The organism is uncultured Campylobacter sp. (genome assembly GCF_938040115.1).
Lineage (GTDB): Bacteria > Campylobacterota > Campylobacteria > Campylobacterales > Campylobacteraceae > Campylobacter_A.
Map to the genome: position 1 here is coordinate 1 of NZ_CALHXD010000061.1, position 16,819 is coordinate 16,819.

The window sequence follows — 16,819 nt, forward strand, 5'->3', positions numbered from 1 at the left end:
ATTCCTCTTCGCTTAGACGCCTGATATTTGCTATCGTCATCTTTAGCGGCGTGATACCTGAGAGCGGATCGGGATCGCCCGCATTGGCTAGCTCGTTACCGTCGGCCTCGCTGTAGTGGAAGGTCGTAAATATCGTGCCCTCTTTTAGATCCGGATTTACGCGCAGTTTGGCGGCGATCTGACCGCGTTTGTTTTGTACGAGCGCGTAGCAACCTTCCTCCAGCTCCCTCTCGCGAGCGATATCGGGACTTACCTCGATGAGCGCGCCCTCTACGCCGGCACCGTACTCTAGGGCAGGGCACTCTCTCGTCATCGTGCCTGTGTGGTAGTGATAGACCTTGCGTCCGGTCGTAAATAAGCACGGATAGACTTCGTCAGGCACCTCGCTAAGCGCGCCGCTACCGACCGGATAGCCGTCCGGGATATTCATCTTGGCTCTAAATTCGGCCTCGGCCTTTGCGCGCTCCTCTTTATCCTCTACGTAAAGCACTGGTGCAAAGCGGAATTTGCCGCCAGGCAGCATGGACTTGTGATCTGCGTAAAGCACCGGCGTACCCGGATGCTCCTCGTCTGGGCACGGCCAGCTGATACCACCTAGTTTGCCTAGCCTATAGTAGCTGATACCGCCGAAAAATTTAGGCATGAGCTCCCTGAGCTCGTTCCAAATTTGCTCAGGGCTAGCAAAGTCAAACCCCTCTAGCCCCATGCGGTTTGCGATGTTGCAAACGACTTTCCAGTCAGGCTCCACGCCGCTAACGGGCTCGCTAGCTTTGCGCGTTCGCTGGACGCGGCGAGAGGTGTTTATAAACGTTCCGTCCTTTTCTCCCCAGCCCGCGGCAGGTAGCACCACATCGGCCTTATGCGCGCTCTCGGTAAAGAAAAGATCCTGCACGATAAAGCAGTCTAGATGGTGTACGGCGTGGACGAAGTGCTCGGTCCAAGGGTCGCTCATTACGGGGTTTTCGCCGTAGACGTAGAGGACTTTTAGCTCGCCGCTATCCATTTTATCCGGCGCTTGCGTTAGCTTAAAGCCCGGAACCGGATTTAGCTCAAAGTGCCATACTTTGCGCGCTTGCTCCTGTGCATAAGGGCTATTTACCGCGCCGGCCGGGATGACGTTAGGCAGCGCGCCCATGTCGCATGCGCCTTGGACGTTGTTTTGACCGCGCAGAGGATTTACGCCCGCACCCTTTTTGCCTAAATTTCCCGTTAAAACGGCTAAATTTGATAGCGAAAAGACGTTTGACGTGCCGTCACTAAACTGCGTGATACCCATCGTGTAGCAAATCGCCGCCGCGCCTGCTTTAGCATACATTCTAGCTGCCTCTATGACGAGCTCTTTTTTTATACCGGTTTCGCGCTCGAAACGCTCAGGCGTAAAGTCCTTAACCGCTTCTTTTAGATATTCAAATCCCTCGGAGTACTTCTCGATAAATTCGCTATCTTGCAAATTTTCGGCGATTATGACGTGCATCATCGTATTTAGCGTTTTGATATTCGCTCCGATCGGGATTTGCAAGAAAATATCGGCTTTTTTGGCCATATCGGTGCGCTTTGGATCTACGACGATCATCTTTGCGCCGCGCTGAAGGCCGCGCTGCATCTGCATAGCGATGATCGGGTGGCACTCGCTCGTGTTGGTACCGATGAGTAAAAATACGTCCGTGTCGGTCGCAAATTCGACCAAATCGTTCGTCATCGTTCCGTTTCCTAGCGTGCTGGCAAGACCTGCCACTGTAGGAGCGTGTCAAAGACGGGCGCAGTGATCGACGTTGTTGCTGCCCTGGGCGCGGAAAAATTTCTGGAAAACGTAGTTGTCTTCGTTATTTGAGCGCGCGGAGCTAAAGCCCATGATCGAGCTTGGGCCGTATTTTGCGACGGTGGATTTAAATTTATCCGCGAGGAAATCATAAACCTCCTCAAAACTCACTTCTTCAAGCTCGCCGTGCTTGTCGTAGACGCCGTTTAGCTTTCTCATCATCGGTCGGCTTAAGCGTTTAGGAGAGTTTACAAACTCCCATCCGAACATTCCTTTTAAGCAAAGCTCGCCGTCGTTTACGTGGTGGTCTTTGCTAGGTTTGGCATCTACGATTCTACCGTTTCGCACGATAAGATCGATGCCGCAGCCCGTACCGCAATATGGACAGGTGGTCTTTACGATCTCTTCCATTTTTGCTCCTTTCTGGTATTACTGAAAATTATGAGATTATTATACAACGGCAAATATAAATTTAGTTTTAAAATTAGTATATTTTTTTAAGAATTATTTAAGTAATATGCAAATTTAGCATATTACTTTTTTGCTTTAAACTTTTATTTTTAGGGAAATTTTTAGGTATATGTTTAACACAATGTAAAATTTATTTAAAAATTATTACTTTTAAATGTATTTAGATGTATAATGGAGATAGAAAATCTTTTCAAGGAGCACCCATGAAAAATCTAGTCGCTTTTCTAGTTATCCTAGGTATCATTGGCGGTATTGCCATGAAGTATATTAACGCCTTTCCGGTACTCGACGAGACGGTCAAAGAGAAATGGGCTCAGGTGCAAAACCAATACAAACGCCGCGCCGATCTTATCCCAAATTTGGTAAAAACAGTTCAAGGCTACGCTAGCCACGAGGAAGGCGTATTTAAGGAAGTAACGGAAGCTAGAAGCAAAGCCTCTCAAATGACGATCGACGTTAGCTCGCTAGACGATCCTGCTAAGCTAAAAGAGTTTGAAAACGCTCAAAAAACTCTAGGCGGCGCGCTATCTAGGCTAATGGCTATCACCGAGAACTACCCTCAGCTAAAAGCCGATCAAAATTTCCTCTCCCTTCAAAGTCAGCTTGAAGGTACGGAAAATCGCATCGCAGTCGCTAGAAAGGACTATATCGCAGCGGTCAAGGACTACAACATCGCCCTTCGCAAGATACCGGATAAGTTTATAGCCGCGATTTTTTATCCAGAGCTCAAACCGCGCGTGACGTTTGAAGCAAGCGAAGCCGAACAAAGCGCGCCGGACGTATCTTTCGCCAAATAACCCAACCAAGGTACAAAAATGAAACGCATTTTATCTACTTTATTTTGCGTTTTTACGCTTTTAGGACTTACGGCTATAAATTTATCGGCAGCAGACAGTGCTACCGAACAAAACAAAACCGTAAAACAAACTACTACTCAAACCTCAAACGAAAAGAGTTCAAATTTCCCTGCCTTAACCGGCAGGGTAGTAGATCAGGCAAGAGTACTAAGCCAGAGCACAAAAGACGAACTAGAAACATTACTAGCTACTCATGAAAACAATACCACTAATCAAGTCGTAGTAGCTACTATAGAATCTCTAGGTAACGCTCAAATAGAAGAGTACTCCATAGAACTAGCTAGACGTTGGGGTATAGGACAAAAAGGTAAAGATAACGGAGTAGTATTAGTAGTAGCTCCAAACGACAAACAAGTACGCATAGAGGTAGGATACGGTCTAGAAGGCACTCTAACAGACGCTCTTAGCAGCAATATAATAAACTACTACATAATCCCAGAGTTTAAAAAAGGTGATATCCAAAACGGTATAAACATAGGCACACAAAAGATCATTGCTCTACTTGATGGGGATGAGGGGGTTAAAAAGGAGATAGAAAAGCAAGATGAGACGCCTGTGGAAGCCTACGGGATAGTAGTTGGCATGGTGATGGTATTTGCTTCGGCTATTTTCGGCGCGGCGCTCGTGCGTATCGGGGTTTGCGCGGTTTTATCGGGCTTTACCTCAGCCGTCGTCGCCGGAGCGTTTGGCATAGAAGATTTCGCCCTTAGAGGCGTGGTTATGTTTGCGCTTTTTTTGCTATTTTTTTATTTGACCAAAAATATAAAACCCAGCTCTGGCGCAAATTCGGGAGGTTCGGGCTACTCTGGCGGCTACGGCGGCGGTTCCAGCGGAGGCAGAAGCTCTTCGGGAGGCGGCTTTAGCGGAGGAGGCGGAGGCTTTGGCGGAGGCGGAGCTAGCGGTAGGTGGTAGCTACTTTTAAATTTAGCGTCAGATTTTGCTAGAACGCTTGCTAAATTTTGCCGATTCGAGCCTAGTCGTATCGGCGCTGCCGTTTGCGATAAATTTGAGGCTAACTAATGTTTTGGCTTTTAGCCTTTTTGCAAATTCGCAAAAGAAAAAGCGGGCGGCAAGGGACTGATTTAACCAAAATCAAGCTAGCAAACGGCTTTAAATCCGCTAAATTACGCTAATAATCTAAAAATACGCAAAATATAAATTTGACTAAAATCCGTAAAAATCAAGGAAAGATATGAATCGCATTTTGATTATTTTGTTTTACGCTTTTACTACGGCTTCGCTTCTTGCCGCTAAGACCGGGGTAGATGAGCGTTTGGAGTTTCCGATTTTAACCGGCAAAATAGCAGACGGCGCCGGGGCGTTAAGTCCTGCCCAAAAAGAGGAGTTGAAGGAAATTTTATATTTTCAGGAGAGGTTTGATAAGGTTGAAATCATCGTAGCCACGATAAGCAGTACCCCTAAAGACGGGCTAGAGTGGTACGGTGCGCAGTTAGCCGGAAAGTGGGGGATATTTGGCAAAAAAGCTTTGCTGATAGTAGTTACGGACGATAAAAAAGCATATATCGAGGCTGGAAGCGGATATATCGGCGTACTGAAAGACGAGGTAAGTAAAGATATCATAAGCAGGGACATAATCCCAAAACTCGCTAAAGGCGATGTAGCCGGCGGCATCAAGGCAGGCGCACAAAAGATTGCCGAGGCTATTTTATACGAGAGAGGCTACGAAGGGCTAAAAGCGCGGGAGGCTTTGCTAAAATTTATAAAAGAAGACTTAAACGTCAATGAAAGTACGAAGGGCAAGCTAATAGCCGCGTTTTACGAATTTTCGGGAAGGACGCCCGAGCAAAGCATAGATCTAGCAGGTAAAATACTTAGCAGCGACCCTAGTTTTGACGATGAGTCCGTGCAGAGCACGGCCTTTAGGCGTAAGATGATAGAATTTGATATAGAGCAAAGCGACGAAGCCTACGTTCCCGATCCGGGCTATATTTTTATAATGGGATTGTTTTACGGGATTATAGTATTTGTGCTGGGTTCGGCGGCTTTAAATTTGGGCTTTGCTAAGCTTGGAAACTTTTTGGGCAAGGTATCGTATTCGTATCTTGGCGGCCTTATCGCGTGCTTTCTCATACTGCGAGGTAGCGGGTCGCACTATCTTACGGAGTTTTTGTTGTTTGGCGTAATTTTTGCGGCGATTTATTGGATGCTTAAGGATAAGGATTTTGACGCGGACGACGAGCTGTATCCCAAACGGACGAAAAAAGTAGGGCGCAAAAGACGGAGTTAGTTTGTTTTTGCGCAGGTTTGCTTTGTTTAAAGCGCGCAAATTTAACGTTGCCGCAGAAGCCGTTTTAAATTTTAGGATTTTGGCTTTAAATTTTAGCCGCTATCCTAAAATTTGCAAATTTTTCGCCTTTAAATTTGTGAGTCAAATTTCGCGCGCCGATCGTCAAATTTGCTCCTAAATATCTCCCAAAATCTTTTTATAATTGCTAAAAATCGGCGAGTCCTCGCCAAAATACAAACTCATCGCGCGCACGTAGCGATCGAGCGGATTTTGTATGCGGTTTAGCGCGAGACGCTTGCAAAACGGCAGGTCGTAGCTGCTTAAAATCACGCTAAAAGGCACTGGAAAATCGGTGCCAAAAAGAATTTTGTCGTGGATTTGCGTTTGGGTTTTTAGATGCGGCAGTATGCGGGCCTTGTTTATGCAAAGCAGTGCCGAAACGTCGGCGTAAAGCCCGTCAAATTCGCGTAGCCAACGAAGTAGCGTGAAGTAGTTGGCGCCCAGTTTCTCCGGATCGCGCGAAAACATGGACAAAACGCCGTTGCTTGAGGCGCCCATGTGAGCGCAGACGATGCGGCAACCAAGATTTAGCGGGGATTTTAGCTGCTCGATGCTCTCAAGCGCCTTGTTTGACGCCAGCGAGTTTTCGTCGCCCACGTGGATCACTAGCGGCAGCCCAAGCTCGCTAAGTAGCCTAAAATAGGGCTCGTAGCGCTTGTCGTTTAGATCCGTCTCCCAGTACGAGTGCAGCAGCTTGCCGCCCTTAAAGCCCATTTTGTGGTACTTTTCGATCAAATTTAGCGCGTCTTTGCGGTTTGGATTTACGCTAAAAAACGGCACGACCTCGTTTGGATTTTGCTCGTAAAAGGCAAAAACATCCTCGTTTGAGGCGCAGACGGTTTTGTCTTTGTGCACGAGATTTCCGCTCTCGTCAAATTTCGCATCGACGCCGAAAACCACGGACTTTTGGACGAAATTTGAGCTTTTAATCAGCCGCGCGAAGTTGCTTTTGTAGCCTTCAAAACCGTTTTTTATAAGCTCGCTCCTGTTTATATCAAATTTTTTGGCGAAAAACGCAAGCGCTAGCTTGTCGTAAAATCGGTCGAATTTTACATCCGCGCTAAGCAAGTGCGAGTGGATATCGACGGTTTTTATCTGCGTTAAATTTGCGTTTTGCAAGCCGCTAAGTTCGCTCTCCCGCACGGCGATTTCGTTAAATTTATCCCTTGAAAACCAGCCCGAATTTGCTTCGTTTGTGGTTAAATTTACGCTCGTTTCGGCAAATTTATCTTTGGCGTAAATTTGACTCGCGTTTTGGCAAAACCCGAGCGTTTTTGACGTAGCCGTCTCGCTCGCTCTCAAATTTGAGCTCAAATTTATCCGCGCGTTTTGCTCGGTTAAATTTGCGCGAGTTAAATTTGCCTCCGTTTTGCGAGCTGCTAAACCAAGGCTTGCGGCGCTTGCACGGGCCGAGCTTGGCGCCAAATTTGCCGCCGTTTTTCCGCCTCTCAAATTTGAGCTAAAACCAAAAGCATCCAAACCCTCGACTGCGCTATAAAAACCATCTCGAAACATCGTTTCTCCTTTTTAAAATTTGGCGAAATCATAGCCTAAATTTTAAAAAGTGTCAAGTGGTGCTTTACGCTTTATGATTTTCTAAGCTAAATTTGCGTAAGATTTCGTCAAATTTAACGAAAGGAAAGAGATGAGCTACAAGATGAGCGAGCTTTGCGAACTATCGCAAACGCCCAAATCAACGATACTCTTTTACATAAAAGAAGGGCTTTTGCCTGAGCCCTTGAAGGTAAAAGACAATGTCCATCAGTACGGCGAGGACACGCTTTTGATGCTAAATTTCATCAAATACGTCCAGAGCAACTTCCACCTCAGCCTAAAGGAGGTCAAGGCGCTCACGCAGCAAAAGGGCTTTAGTTTTAAGCGCTGCTACGAGGCGCTTTTTGATTCGCTAGATACATTTATGGGGTCAAATTTCGCCCAGACGCTAAGCGCTAGCGAGGCGTGCGAGAGGCTGGGTATCACGGAGGCTGAGCTTGATAAATTTATCGAGGAGGGATTTATCTTTATGCGAGGCGGCAAGCTAACGCAAAAAGAGGTCGAGATCCTGCAAATCGTGCTAGAAACCCAAAAGAGCGAGCGCGGGCGAGAAATTTTACGGACCTATATAAATTTAGCTAAACAAACGGCCAAAATCGAAGCCGAGTGTGCGCGCGAAATTTACGCGAAAGCAAAGGATAAAAACGCGGCCTTAAAGCTCGTTTTTGATAATATCTTGATCCTAAAACCGTATATCTTAAATTTCCACACCTTCGATGCCTACAAAAAGGAGAACAAATGAAAGGCGTTTTTTCGGTTAGGGGCTTTTTGCCCTTTTTGGTCGTTATGTTTATCAACGCGGTCGTGGATCTTGGCCACAAGATCACGATCCAAAACATACTTTTTAAGAGCATCGAGGATGAAAATTTACAGATTATCCTGACCTCGCTCGTAAATTTGCTAATCTTACTGCCCTACATCATGCTTTTTAGCGTTTCGGGCTTTTTAAACGACAAATTTTCGCGCACCCGCATCACGAGATACGCGGCGGCGAGCGAAATTTTACTCACGCTTTTTATCACTATAAGCTACCTTTGCGGCTGGTTTTACGTGGCGTTCGGTACGACGCTGCTGCTAGCGGTGCAAAGCGCGATATATAGCCCGGCTAAATACGGACTAATCAAAAAAATCGTGGGCGCAGAAAAGCTTGGCGCTGCAAACGGTATCGTGCAGGCCTTTACTATCGTGGCGATTTTGCTCGGGTCGTTTGTTTTTTCGGCGATTTTTGAGAGCTACGCCGCTACTAGTACGGACGCGGGCGAGATGATAAAATCGGTCTGGTTTATCGGCGCGATACTTTTTGTTTGCTCGGTAGCCGAGACGATTTTTACGTTTAAGATTCCGTTTTTCGAGGCGACTGACGCTGGGCTTAAATTTGACGCTAAAAAGTACTTTAAACTAGGCTACCTAAAAGAAAACACCAAGCACATCTTTAACAACAAAAACGCCTTTTTATGTACGCTTGGACTTTCGGTTTTTTGGGCGGTGGCGCAGCTGGTTATCGCTGTTTTCCCTGCTCACTACAAGGCTATGAGCGCGGATAATAACGTCATGATCGTGCAGGCGATTTTAGCCGTTAGCACCATCGGTCTAGTCGTGGGCTCGGCGCTAGCTGGCAGCTACTCGAAAAACCACATCGAGATGGGCATCGTGCCTTTTGGCGCTTTGGGACTTTTTGCTTCGCTGCTTATGTTCGCGCAGGGTTCAAGTGCTGCGTTTATGACGCTGGCGTCCTTTTTGTTCGGTTTTAGCGGCGGCGTTTTCATCGTGCCGCTAAATGCAAATATCCAGTTCTTCACGCCCGAAGAGCAGATGGGCCGCACGCTAGCTGGCAGTAACTTTATACAAAACATCTTTATGGCGGCGTTTTTGCTGCTTGCTATGGCGTTTAGTATATTTGCCGTTAGTACGCCGGAGATTTTCGTCATTACCTCCTTTTGCGTACTTATCTGCGCGCTGGCGACGATAAAATATCTACCGCATCTTTTTGCGCGTTTGCTTATCATGCCGTTTTTTAGGATAGGCTACACGATCAACGTCGACGGCGTCGAAAATATCCCGCAAAAAGGCGGCGTGTTGCTGCTTGGCAACCACATGAGCTGGATAGACTGGGCGGTGCTGCAGATGGCCTCTCCGCGCCCGATCAGATTTGCGATGCATAAGAGCTTTTATGAAATTTGGTACCTAAAATGGCTGTTAAATTTATTTGACGTGATCCCGATAGGCGCGGGCGCTAGCAAAAGCGCGCTAGAAAAGATCCGCGAGTGCCTGGATGCGGGCGACGTGGTGGCGCTGTTTCCGGAAGGGCACATCAGCTATAACGGACAGATAGACGAGTTTGCGCACGGTTACGAGATAGCCGCAAGCGATACGAACTCCGTCATCGTGCCGTTTTATCTACGCGGCCTTTGGGGATCTAGTTTCTCGCGCGCTCAAAAATACTACCAAAAAATCAGCCGCAAAATAGACGGCAAACGCGCTATTAGGGTGAGTTTTGGTGCGCCTCTAGCGCCTGAGACCAAAGCTCCGCAGGTACGCGAAAAGGTCGTCGAACTGTCGTTTTTTAGCTGGGCCGAGTATCTAAAAACTCTAGAGCCTATGCAGTTTAGCTGGCTAAAACACGCCAAAGCGGATCTGTTTAAACGCTCGATGGTAGATAGCACGGGCGCTGATCTAAACAATCTCAAGGTTATCGCTACGGTGCTTGTGTTTTTGTCTAAATTTAAATTCTCGTTTTTAAAAGAGCGAAACGTCGGCGTGATACTGCCTTCCTCGGTGATGGGTAGCATTATAAATTTGATGCTATTTATCAGAGGCAAGATAAGCGTAAATCTAAACTACACGCTTAGCGAGCAAAATTTGATCGGCTGCGCGGACAAGGCTGGGTTAAGAAGCATAATCACGTCGCGCCAGTTTATCGCCAAGCTAAAGGCTCGCGGCTTTGAGCTGGAAGAATCTCTAAAAGGCAGACTCATCTATCTCGAAGACGTCGCGCAAGGCATAAGCAAGGCTGATAAAATTTGCGCGATGCTAAAGGCGATTTTGATGCCGCGCTGGCTGCTTGAGCTTATTTATTTTCGCGACGTTCGCATCGACGACGATGCTACGATACTCTTTAGCAGCGGCAGCGAGGGCACGCCAAAGGGCATCGTGCTAACGCATAAAAACATAATGGCTAACATCAAGCAAATTTCAGAGATCGTAAACACGGGCGGCAACGACGTTATCTTAGCGTCGCTACCGATATTTCACTCATTCGGGCTTACCGCGGCGACATTTTTCCCGCTTAGCGAAGGTATCGCCTCGGCTCACGTGCCTGATCCTACGGACGCCTTTGCCGTGGGCAAGATGGTTGCTAAATACCACGCGACGATAATGTTTGGCACGTCGACGTTTTTTAGGCTCTATACCAAAAACAAAAAGCTAAATCCGCTGATGTTTTCTACGATCCGCTACGCGATAGCCGGCGCGGAGAAACTAAACGCGGTCGTCAAGCGCGAGTTTAAGATGAAATTTGGCGTCGAAATTTACGAAGGCTACGGCACGACCGAGACCTCGCCAGTTGTCAGCGTAAATACCGCAAACGTGCTAGAGCCCGAGTTTTTTAAAGAGCTTGTTTTCTCAAAAGAGGGCAGCGTAGGTCTACCGACTGCGGGCACGATAATAAGAATCTGCGATCCTACAAGCCTAGAAAAGCTAGAAAACGGGCAAGCCGGCCTAATCCTAATCGGCGGCCATCAGGTGATGAAGGGCTACTATCTAGATGAGGAGCGCACGAAAGAGGCGATCGTCGAGCTAGACGGCGTGCGCTACTATAACAGCGGCGACATCGGCTTTTTGGACGAGGCTGGCTTCCTAACGATCACGGATAGGCTATCTCGCTTTGCTAAAATCGGCGGCGAGATGATAAGCCTAGGCGCGCTCGAGGCTCAAATCTCAGGCGTGCTGGGCGATGAGGTTACCTTTGTGTGCACCAATGTCGCCGACGAGAAAAAGGGCGAGCAAGTCGTGATGCTCTTTAGCGGCGAGATAAGCGAGGAGGATGTGGCCGCGCGCATCAGAGCTTCTGCGATACCGTCCATCATGCAGCCTTCAAAGATTTTTAAAGTAGGGGCCGTACCGGTGCTAGGAACCGGCAAAGTGGACTTTAAATCAAGTAAAAAGCTAGCGGCCCAGCTGGTTGCGGGTGAGGGAAATTTAGGCGCGGCGGAGGAAGCTTAAACTTACGCTACTATAGGCAAATTTGGCGGCTAGGTCGTCAAATTTGCCTATCGTCTAAGCTCTAGCAAAAGACCCTTGCAAAATTAAATTTTAAAACAGCGATACCCGCTTATAAACACCTAAGTTTAATCACAATATAATCATAATGAAAATAAAACAACAAGGCGAATTTTGAACTTAAATTTAAAACAAAAACTCTTCGGTAGCAAACTTAAAAAGATAGTTTGGTCGGTCGTGCTTTTTACGGCGATACTTTGCGCCGCATTTATCCGTATAATTCCCGATTACTCCACCTCGCGAGGCTTTGCGATAGTTTCTCTCTCCGACTACGACAAATACAAACAGGGATACTGCCTAAAAGAGGATAGGATTTTACCAAAAGATGAATTATATAGAAGGGCTATAGGAAAGCGTTTAGATAATTACATAATCTTTGAAAAACTACTAGACAAATATGCGGTTTATAAACTTGGAAGTTCTTGGGGAAGTAAATACGAGATAGCTTATTATGAGCTAGAAAACATAAGCCTGTCAAATTGGTTTGAAGTATTGTATAGTTATTACAAAGAAGGCAAAAGCAATGAAGAGATATTTATGAATGAGTTAAAAGCCAAAAAGGTCGACCCTAAAAAATATTTAAAGATAAATTTAAAAGATATGAGCGCAGGATTTGATAGGCCTATTGCTAGAATCGAAGGCGATAATCGCAGTGTTAATGTTACGCTATTCTTGGATAATTATTTTTTACTAGGTGAAAATATGCTTCAATATAACTTTTTTAAATATTTAGTTGCTATCTGGTTTGACGAAAAAGTAAAAAGAGAGTATCAAAAGCATAAAAATATACTATTTGATAAAAAAAGATCATTCACGAGGATAGATAATTGTGGCAATATTGACGAGGATGTAAATAAATCATTTAATAACGCTAAAGAAAATATAGGTAAAGGCGGCTGAAAAGCCTAACCATTTGAAATTTACCAAGCAAATTTCAAATCAAAAAATAAAATTTCAACACAAAGGATAAACAATGGCTGTATTTAATCTAAATTTAAACGACGACTATTCAAAACAGTTGCTAAGCTACTATATATGGGGTCAAGATACCCAGCCGCCGGTCGGTAAAGTGGCGTCCGATAAATATATTGCCGCGATAAAATAAAAGGCGAATTTTGAACTTAAATCTAATACGCCTCATAACTATGGATAGCGCAAAAATAGCGTCGTTTTATCGCGGTTTATCCGCATCGGCGGTCAAATTTGCTTGATAAAACGACTAACTAGCCTGCCTAAACGCCAAATTCGGCCACCGCAGACTAGCTAAATTTACACCAAATCCCTGCTGCTAAAGATAAAATATCCGCTAACAAGCATAATCGCGCCCAAAATCAGCGGGTAAAAAATCGAGTAAATAACAAATCCAAACGCGCTAAAGTTGTTTAGCACGAAATTAGACGCTACGCCGATAACGGCTAAATTTGGATCAAACAGGCTAATCGCCGCGATCCTAAAGACCTCGATCGGGTTAATGAGCGCGATAAAAAATATGATGTCCTCGCGTACGTTAGTTTTCATCAAAAAGCCAATCAGCGCGAGATCTAAAAACGCTAACAAGATAAGCCAGAGCAAAAACGCGACGCCTTGACCCATTTCTTGATTTTTGATAGCCGAGGAGATGAGAAATCCAAACGACAAAAACACGAAGCTAAGCGCGAAAAGTAGGGCGGTGTAGAGGCTTAGGATATCCCACGGGATCTCTATTTTTTTAACCAAACCGGCAACTACGGCTAAAACGAAAGAGAGCAAAAGCGGCACGAAAATAACGAAAATACGCCCCAAAGCCTTGCCGAAATAGTATTCGCCTAGGCTAACGGGAAAGCTAAGCATATACTCAAGCAGGTTCGTATCGCGGTCGGCGCTAATGCTACGCACGGTCGAGATGAGGATAAAAATGGGCACGATGATGATGCAAATTTGGATAAAAAGCAGCAAAAGCCGCGTAAGCCCGCTAAAGCCCAGCACCCGCGAGTCCGTCACGCCGCTAAAGATAAAAGTAACGATAAGCCCCATAAAAACTAGCATATAGATGAGAAACCAGCGCGAGCGCAGCGACTCGGCGACATCTAGTTTGGCGATGAGTAGCAAGTTACGCATGCGCGCCTCCTTGATAGATCGGCTCGTCTTTTATGATCTGCCCCAGGTCCATCTCGACGTAGCGGTTTGATATGCCCTGCACCTCATCAAGCCTATGCGAGATGAAAACCAGCGTCTTTTCTCGTGCGAACTCGCTTAGTAGATCCATAAAATTTCGCCTGGCTTTGGGGTCTAAATTTGCCGTCGGCTCGTCAAACATCATGGCTTCGGTATCTTTAGCAAAGGCGATTGCGATTAGCATTTTTTGCTTCATACCGCCCGAGAGTTTGTAAAAGGGCTTGTGAAAGTTTCCTTTTAGATCAAGCTCCATTTTCTCGCAAAATTTCTCTATATTTTCCTGCGCGACGCCCGAGCTTTTGCAGACGAACTCGCAAAGCTCTTTTAGGTTAAATTTAAGCGGCGGCGGCGTTTGCGGGACGAAAGATATCACGCTAAGGGCTTCTTTGCGCGCGGTAAAAGGATCAAAGCCGTTTACTCGCACCTCGCCGCTGTTTGGCTTAAATTCGCCCAGGATTATGCGCATCAGCGAGCTTTTGCCGGCGCCGTTTTGCCCGAGCACGACCGTTTTTTGCCCCTTTTCTATGCTCAAATTTACGTTTTGCAGTATCTTTTGCGAGCCAAAAGCCTTTGTGATGTCTTTTAAGATTATCAAATTTATCCTTTTAGATGAGCTTTTTAAAGCCGTTGTCGAATTTCAGCGCGTCGTGGTGGCACACGTCGATACAGCGCCCGCAAAGCGTGCAGTCGCCGCCCACGAGACGAAATTCTTTTTTATTTTCGTCGCCGTCTAGTTTGGCGTTTTTCTTCGTGATTTCAAGCACATGCGGCACGAGACAGGTATCGATACAGACCAAACAGTGGTCGCAGCGATCTTTGTTCCAGCTGACTTTTACGGCGTTGGTGCGGGTTAGTAGCGAGTACGTCGCGCCGATGGGGCAGACGTAGCGGCACCAGCCTCTGCGGGAGTAGAAAATCTCGACTAAAAGCACGAAAAGGGCAAACCAAATCGCGTGAAAATAGCCGTAAATGATAAAGCGCGATACTATGCCCGTCACGCTAAAAATCTCAAACACGAGCTGCGAGCTAGCAAAACTCATCGCGATAAAAAGCGCGGTAAAGACGTAGCGCCATTTGGGATCGAACTCGCGGCGTTTGATTATCTTTTTAGCGGCTAAATTTTCGTGGATTTTCTCGCCGATCTCGCCCAAAAAAGTATAAGGGCACACCCAGCCGCAAAACGCCCTCCCGCCCACGAGCGCGTAAAAAAGCAAAATCGTAACCGTACCGATGATCAAATTTATCGGAAACTCGTGCGTCGCGGCAAATACCTGAAAGCTCATAAAAGCGTCGGTCAAATGAAAGCCCAAAATCCTTGATCCGCTGATGTCGCCTTCTAAAATTTGAATATCCGCGCGGTAAGAAAGCACGAACAAAATATGCACTAGCGCGATCACGACGAGGCGGCGTCCTCGCCAGCTGAGGCTTTTTTTACCCTCACCGTTTTTTATCGTCAGCGTATCGAAAAAATCGACCTTCGAGACCGTGCAACGCGTGCTATATTTATCCATCCGCTACTCTTTAAATTTTGAAATTTCATCAGCTAGCAAGCCTAAATCCTCGTCTGATACGTTGTTTAAAAGTCCCTTCATTAGGCTGTTTGGTACTTTATTTTCTTTGTAGTCTTTTAGCCTAGCTAAAATTTCGTCCTTGCTTTTGCCTGAGATTTTAGGCGCCATTACGCCCTTGCCGTTTGCTCCGTGACAAGGCGCGCAGGATGTTAGGTATCGTTTGCTAACGCCATCGCTGGGCTGATTTGCTACGCTGTTTTGTAGCTGTTTTATCTTTTTTATTTCCTCGGCGTCTTGCAGATTTAGCTCCTCGTTTCGCTCTTGCTTAGGAGCGAAGTCTTGGGGTTTTATTTCGGGTCTGCTGGCATCTTTTATGGGCGCTGAGGGCTGGCTAGTCAGCATAAAAATCATAAGAACCAAGACCAAAGCTCCAAAGATTATCGCTATTTTCTTTCCCATTTTAGCCTCCTATTTTTTTCTAAACTGCTCGTTAAATTCGCTGATTTCGTTTGCTAGAGCGCGGATTTGCGCCTCGTCTAGGGTTTGGACTAGATCTTTCATCAGCGGATTTGCCTTTTGCTTGTTCTTATACGCAAAAATCATATCGTAAATTTGATCCGAGGTTTTGTTTAGCAGCGACGGGCCGATGATGCCGTTGGCATAGTCGTCGTGGCAGGCGGAGCATTTTACGATAAAGTCCTTGCTAAGGCGCCCTTTTACGAGTTTTAAATTTATACTTTGCAGCGGGTTTCGCACCATCGCTAGCGCGCCGACTGAGCGGCTAGTCTCGCTCTCTTCGTCATCTAGACCAAATTTGACTCTCTTTTTGCCGTTTATATCGTAGCTCATAAACTGATCGTAGTCTTTTTGCGCGGTTGCGTTAGCGTCTGCTTTTTGCGTCTCTATCATGCCTGCGGCGGCGGGCGTCGCTTGCGTTTTTGCCGCTTGCGTCGTCGGTTTTTTATCATCCTTGCTCTCGCAGCCAGTTATCAGCATGGCGGCGGCGAGGGCGACGAGACAGCCTAAAATTTTATTTCTCATTTTTATCCTTTGTAAATTTCGTCATAGCTGCGGTTTGGCGCTATATCGATGATCTGTGCCGGGCAAACCTCGGCGCACACTCCGCATCCGACGCAGCCTTGTTTAAATTCGGGCAAATTTCGCCCGTCGCTTTTAGCCATAGATATAGCGACGTCTCCGACGGGACAGAGGCTCACGCACAGATCGCAGGGCTTATCCACGCTATTTTGGACGGCGTCTTTTACGGCTTGCTCGCGGTCGTTGTAAATTTTACGCTCGAGCATTTTCGTAACGCCGCTTAAATTTACGTTTTCGTTTTTGTACGCTAGACAGGCCTCGCGTCCTCGCAGCACGCCCACGCCCATCTTTACGTCGCTGATCTGCGTCGTGGCGTGATCTAGCGCGCCGCTAGGACAGGCTAAAACGCAAGGAAAAAGGTCGCACAGATAGCAGCCTCGCTCGTGCGCGTCGATGTAGGACGTGCCGTTTGAGTAGCCCTGCGCGATGTCTAGTAACCCGATGCTGTGATACGGACAGACCTGCACGCACTGGCCGCATTTTATGCAGAGCGATTCGAAATTTTTAACCGCTCCGGGAGGCCGTAAAAAAAGCTCGTCCGCGCGCGTTTTAGGTAAAAAATATCCGATGCCGTAGCCTGTCGCCGCCGCGCCTGCCGTTAGTGCGATAAAATTTCGTCTATTCATAGCGTTGCCTTTTGAGCGTTGTTTGGGCGCATTTTAGGAGAGTCGTCCTCTAAAAGCTTAAGCGGCTCGGAAAAAGGCGCAAGCTTAGCTAGGAAATTTAGCCCGCTAATCACGGTCGAACCGTAGAAAAAGCGCAGAGTGGGATAATACTGCCAAAGCTTGTCGGCGTAAACGAAGTGTGAGTAGGGCGTATCGCCGATACC

15 protein-coding genes and 1 pseudogene are annotated in these 16,819 nt (G+C 46.7%); 7 read left to right on the forward strand and 9 right to left on the reverse strand.

The features are described from left to right. Positions 1–2,170: molybdopterin-dependent oxidoreductase (locus tag Q0314_RS02435; protein ID WP_298056140.1), on the reverse strand; the 2,170-nt coding region annotated here is incomplete at its 3' end. 263 nt (positions 2,171–2,433) lie between these two features. Between Q0314_RS02435 and Q0314_RS02440 the strand changes: the two genes are divergently transcribed. The 3 genes from Q0314_RS02440 to Q0314_RS02450 all read left to right on the forward strand — a co-directional run bounded on the left by Q0314_RS02440 (position 2,434) and on the right by Q0314_RS02450 (position 5,335). After that, positions 2,434–3,027 carry a LemA family protein gene (locus Q0314_RS02440; protein WP_298056142.1) on the forward strand — a complete coding sequence of 198 codons (594 nt, stop codon included), beginning with the start codon at positions 2,434–2,436 and terminating at the stop codon, positions 3,025–3,027. Between the two features lie 18 nt (positions 3,028–3,045). Continuing rightward, complete coding sequence (locus Q0314_RS02445) at positions 3,046–3,999, forward strand: TPM domain-containing protein (protein WP_298056143.1); 954 nt, start codon at positions 3,046–3,048, stop codon at positions 3,997–3,999. A 280-nt stretch (positions 4,000–4,279) separates the two neighbouring features. After that, positions 4,280–5,335, forward strand: coding sequence for a TPM domain-containing protein (locus tag Q0314_RS02450; RefSeq protein ID WP_298056145.1), 1,056 nt, complete (start codon positions 4,280–4,282; stop codon positions 5,333–5,335). Positions 5,336–5,509: 174 nt separating this feature from the next. Here Q0314_RS02450 and Q0314_RS02455 read toward each other — a convergent pair whose 3' ends face one another. Next, a complete protein-coding gene (locus Q0314_RS02455; RefSeq protein WP_298056147.1) occupies positions 5,510–6,910 on the reverse strand; it encodes an amidohydrolase family protein in 1,401 nt (466 codons plus the stop codon). Between the two features lie 130 nt (positions 6,911–7,040). Between Q0314_RS02455 and Q0314_RS02460 the strand changes: the two genes are divergently transcribed. The 4 genes from Q0314_RS02460 (at position 7,041) to Q0314_RS02475 (ending at position 12,332) form a co-directional block, all read left to right on the forward strand. Further along, complete coding sequence (locus Q0314_RS02460; protein WP_298056150.1) at positions 7,041–7,691, forward strand: MerR family transcriptional regulator; 651 nt, start codon at positions 7,041–7,043, stop codon at positions 7,689–7,691. Further along, entirely contained in the window at positions 7,688–11,170 is a 3,483-nt protein-coding gene (locus Q0314_RS02465) for an acyl-[ACP]--phospholipid O-acyltransferase (protein ID WP_298056151.1), read from the forward strand. Before Q0314_RS02460 ends, Q0314_RS02465 begins: the two co-directional genes overlap by 4 nt. A gap of 171 nt (positions 11,171–11,341) precedes the next feature. After that, positions 11,342–12,127, forward strand: a complete 786-nt coding sequence (locus Q0314_RS02470) for a hypothetical protein (protein WP_298056153.1) — start codon at positions 11,342–11,344, stop codon at positions 12,125–12,127. Positions 12,128–12,200: 73 nt separating this feature from the next. Then, complete coding sequence (locus Q0314_RS02475) at positions 12,201–12,332, forward strand: hypothetical protein (protein ID WP_298056155.1); 132 nt, start codon at positions 12,201–12,203, stop codon at positions 12,330–12,332. 164 nt (positions 12,333–12,496) lie between these two features. Here the strand turns inward: Q0314_RS02475 and Q0314_RS02480 are convergent, their stop codons facing one another. From Q0314_RS02480 to Q0314_RS02510, 7 genes and pseudogenes are all read right to left on the reverse strand, one after another. After that, positions 12,497–13,324, reverse strand: a complete 828-nt coding sequence (locus Q0314_RS02480; protein WP_298056157.1) for an ABC transporter permease subunit — start codon at positions 13,322–13,324, stop codon at positions 12,497–12,499. Next, positions 13,317–13,976: an ABC transporter ATP-binding protein gene (locus Q0314_RS02485; protein WP_298056159.1), complete on the reverse strand. Its 660-nt coding sequence runs from the start codon at positions 13,974–13,976 to the stop codon at positions 13,317–13,319. The genes Q0314_RS02480 and Q0314_RS02485 overlap by 8 nt, the downstream gene beginning before the upstream one ends. 10 nt (positions 13,977–13,986) lie before the next feature. After that, the gene (locus Q0314_RS02490; RefSeq protein ID WP_298056162.1) at positions 13,987–14,892 is read right to left on the reverse strand and encodes a NapH/MauN family ferredoxin-type protein; all 906 of its coding nucleotides are present in this window, start codon (positions 14,890–14,892) and stop codon (positions 13,987–13,989) included. Positions 14,893–14,895: 3 nt separating this feature from the next. Beyond that, positions 14,896–15,351, reverse strand: coding sequence for a c-type cytochrome (locus Q0314_RS02495; RefSeq protein WP_298056164.1), 456 nt, complete (start codon positions 15,349–15,351; stop codon positions 14,896–14,898). 9 nt (positions 15,352–15,360) lie between these two features. Next, positions 15,361–15,933, reverse strand: coding sequence for a hypothetical protein (locus Q0314_RS02500; RefSeq protein WP_298056167.1), 573 nt, complete (start codon positions 15,931–15,933; stop codon positions 15,361–15,363). A gap of 2 nt (positions 15,934–15,935) precedes the next feature. Further along, positions 15,936–16,616 (reverse strand): 4Fe-4S dicluster domain-containing protein, encoded by a 681-nt coding sequence (locus tag Q0314_RS02505; protein WP_298056170.1) that lies wholly within the window; start codon positions 16,614–16,616, stop codon positions 15,936–15,938. Beyond that, positions 16,613–16,819, reverse strand: a pseudogene (locus Q0314_RS02510) (nitrous oxide reductase family maturation protein NosD); the annotation flags it as partial. The gene Q0314_RS02505 and the pseudogene Q0314_RS02510, both read right to left, overlap by 4 nt.

Excerpts from the sequence above, each read along its gene's own strand:
- Q0314_RS02505 (WP_298056170.1), bottom strand. The coding sequence starts at position 16,616 with ATGAATAGACGAAATTTTATCGCACTAACGGCAGGCGCGGCGGCGACA.
- Q0314_RS02495 (WP_298056164.1), bottom strand. The coding sequence starts at position 15,351 with ATGGGAAAGAAAATAGCGATAATCTTTGGAGCTTTGGTCTTGGTTCTT.
- Q0314_RS02490 (WP_298056162.1), bottom strand. The coding sequence starts at position 14,892 with ATGGATAAATATAGCACGCGTTGCACGGTCTCGAAGGTCGATTTTTTC.
- Q0314_RS02445 (WP_298056143.1), top strand. The coding sequence starts at position 3,046 with ATGAAACGCATTTTATCTACTTTATTTTGCGTTTTTACGCTTTTAGGA.
- Q0314_RS02450 (WP_298056145.1), top strand. The coding sequence starts at position 4,280 with ATGAATCGCATTTTGATTATTTTGTTTTACGCTTTTACTACGGCTTCG.
- Q0314_RS02455 (WP_298056147.1), bottom strand. The coding sequence starts at position 6,910 with ATGTTTCGAGATGGTTTTTATAGCGCAGTCGAGGGTTTGGATGCTTTT.
- Q0314_RS02440 (WP_298056142.1), top strand. The coding sequence starts at position 2,434 with ATGAAAAATCTAGTCGCTTTTCTAGTTATCCTAGGTATCATTGGCGGT.
- Q0314_RS02480 (WP_298056157.1), bottom strand. The coding sequence starts at position 13,324 with ATGCGTAACTTGCTACTCATCGCCAAACTAGATGTCGCCGAGTCGCTG.
- Q0314_RS02460 (WP_298056150.1), top strand. The coding sequence starts at position 7,041 with ATGAGCTACAAGATGAGCGAGCTTTGCGAACTATCGCAAACGCCCAAA.
- Q0314_RS02465 (WP_298056151.1), top strand. The coding sequence starts at position 7,688 with ATGAAAGGCGTTTTTTCGGTTAGGGGCTTTTTGCCCTTTTTGGTCGTT.
- Q0314_RS02475 (WP_298056155.1), top strand. The coding sequence starts at position 12,201 with ATGGCTGTATTTAATCTAAATTTAAACGACGACTATTCAAAACAGTTG.
- Q0314_RS02500 (WP_298056167.1), bottom strand. The coding sequence starts at position 15,933 with ATGAGAAATAAAATTTTAGGCTGTCTCGTCGCCCTCGCCGCCGCCATG.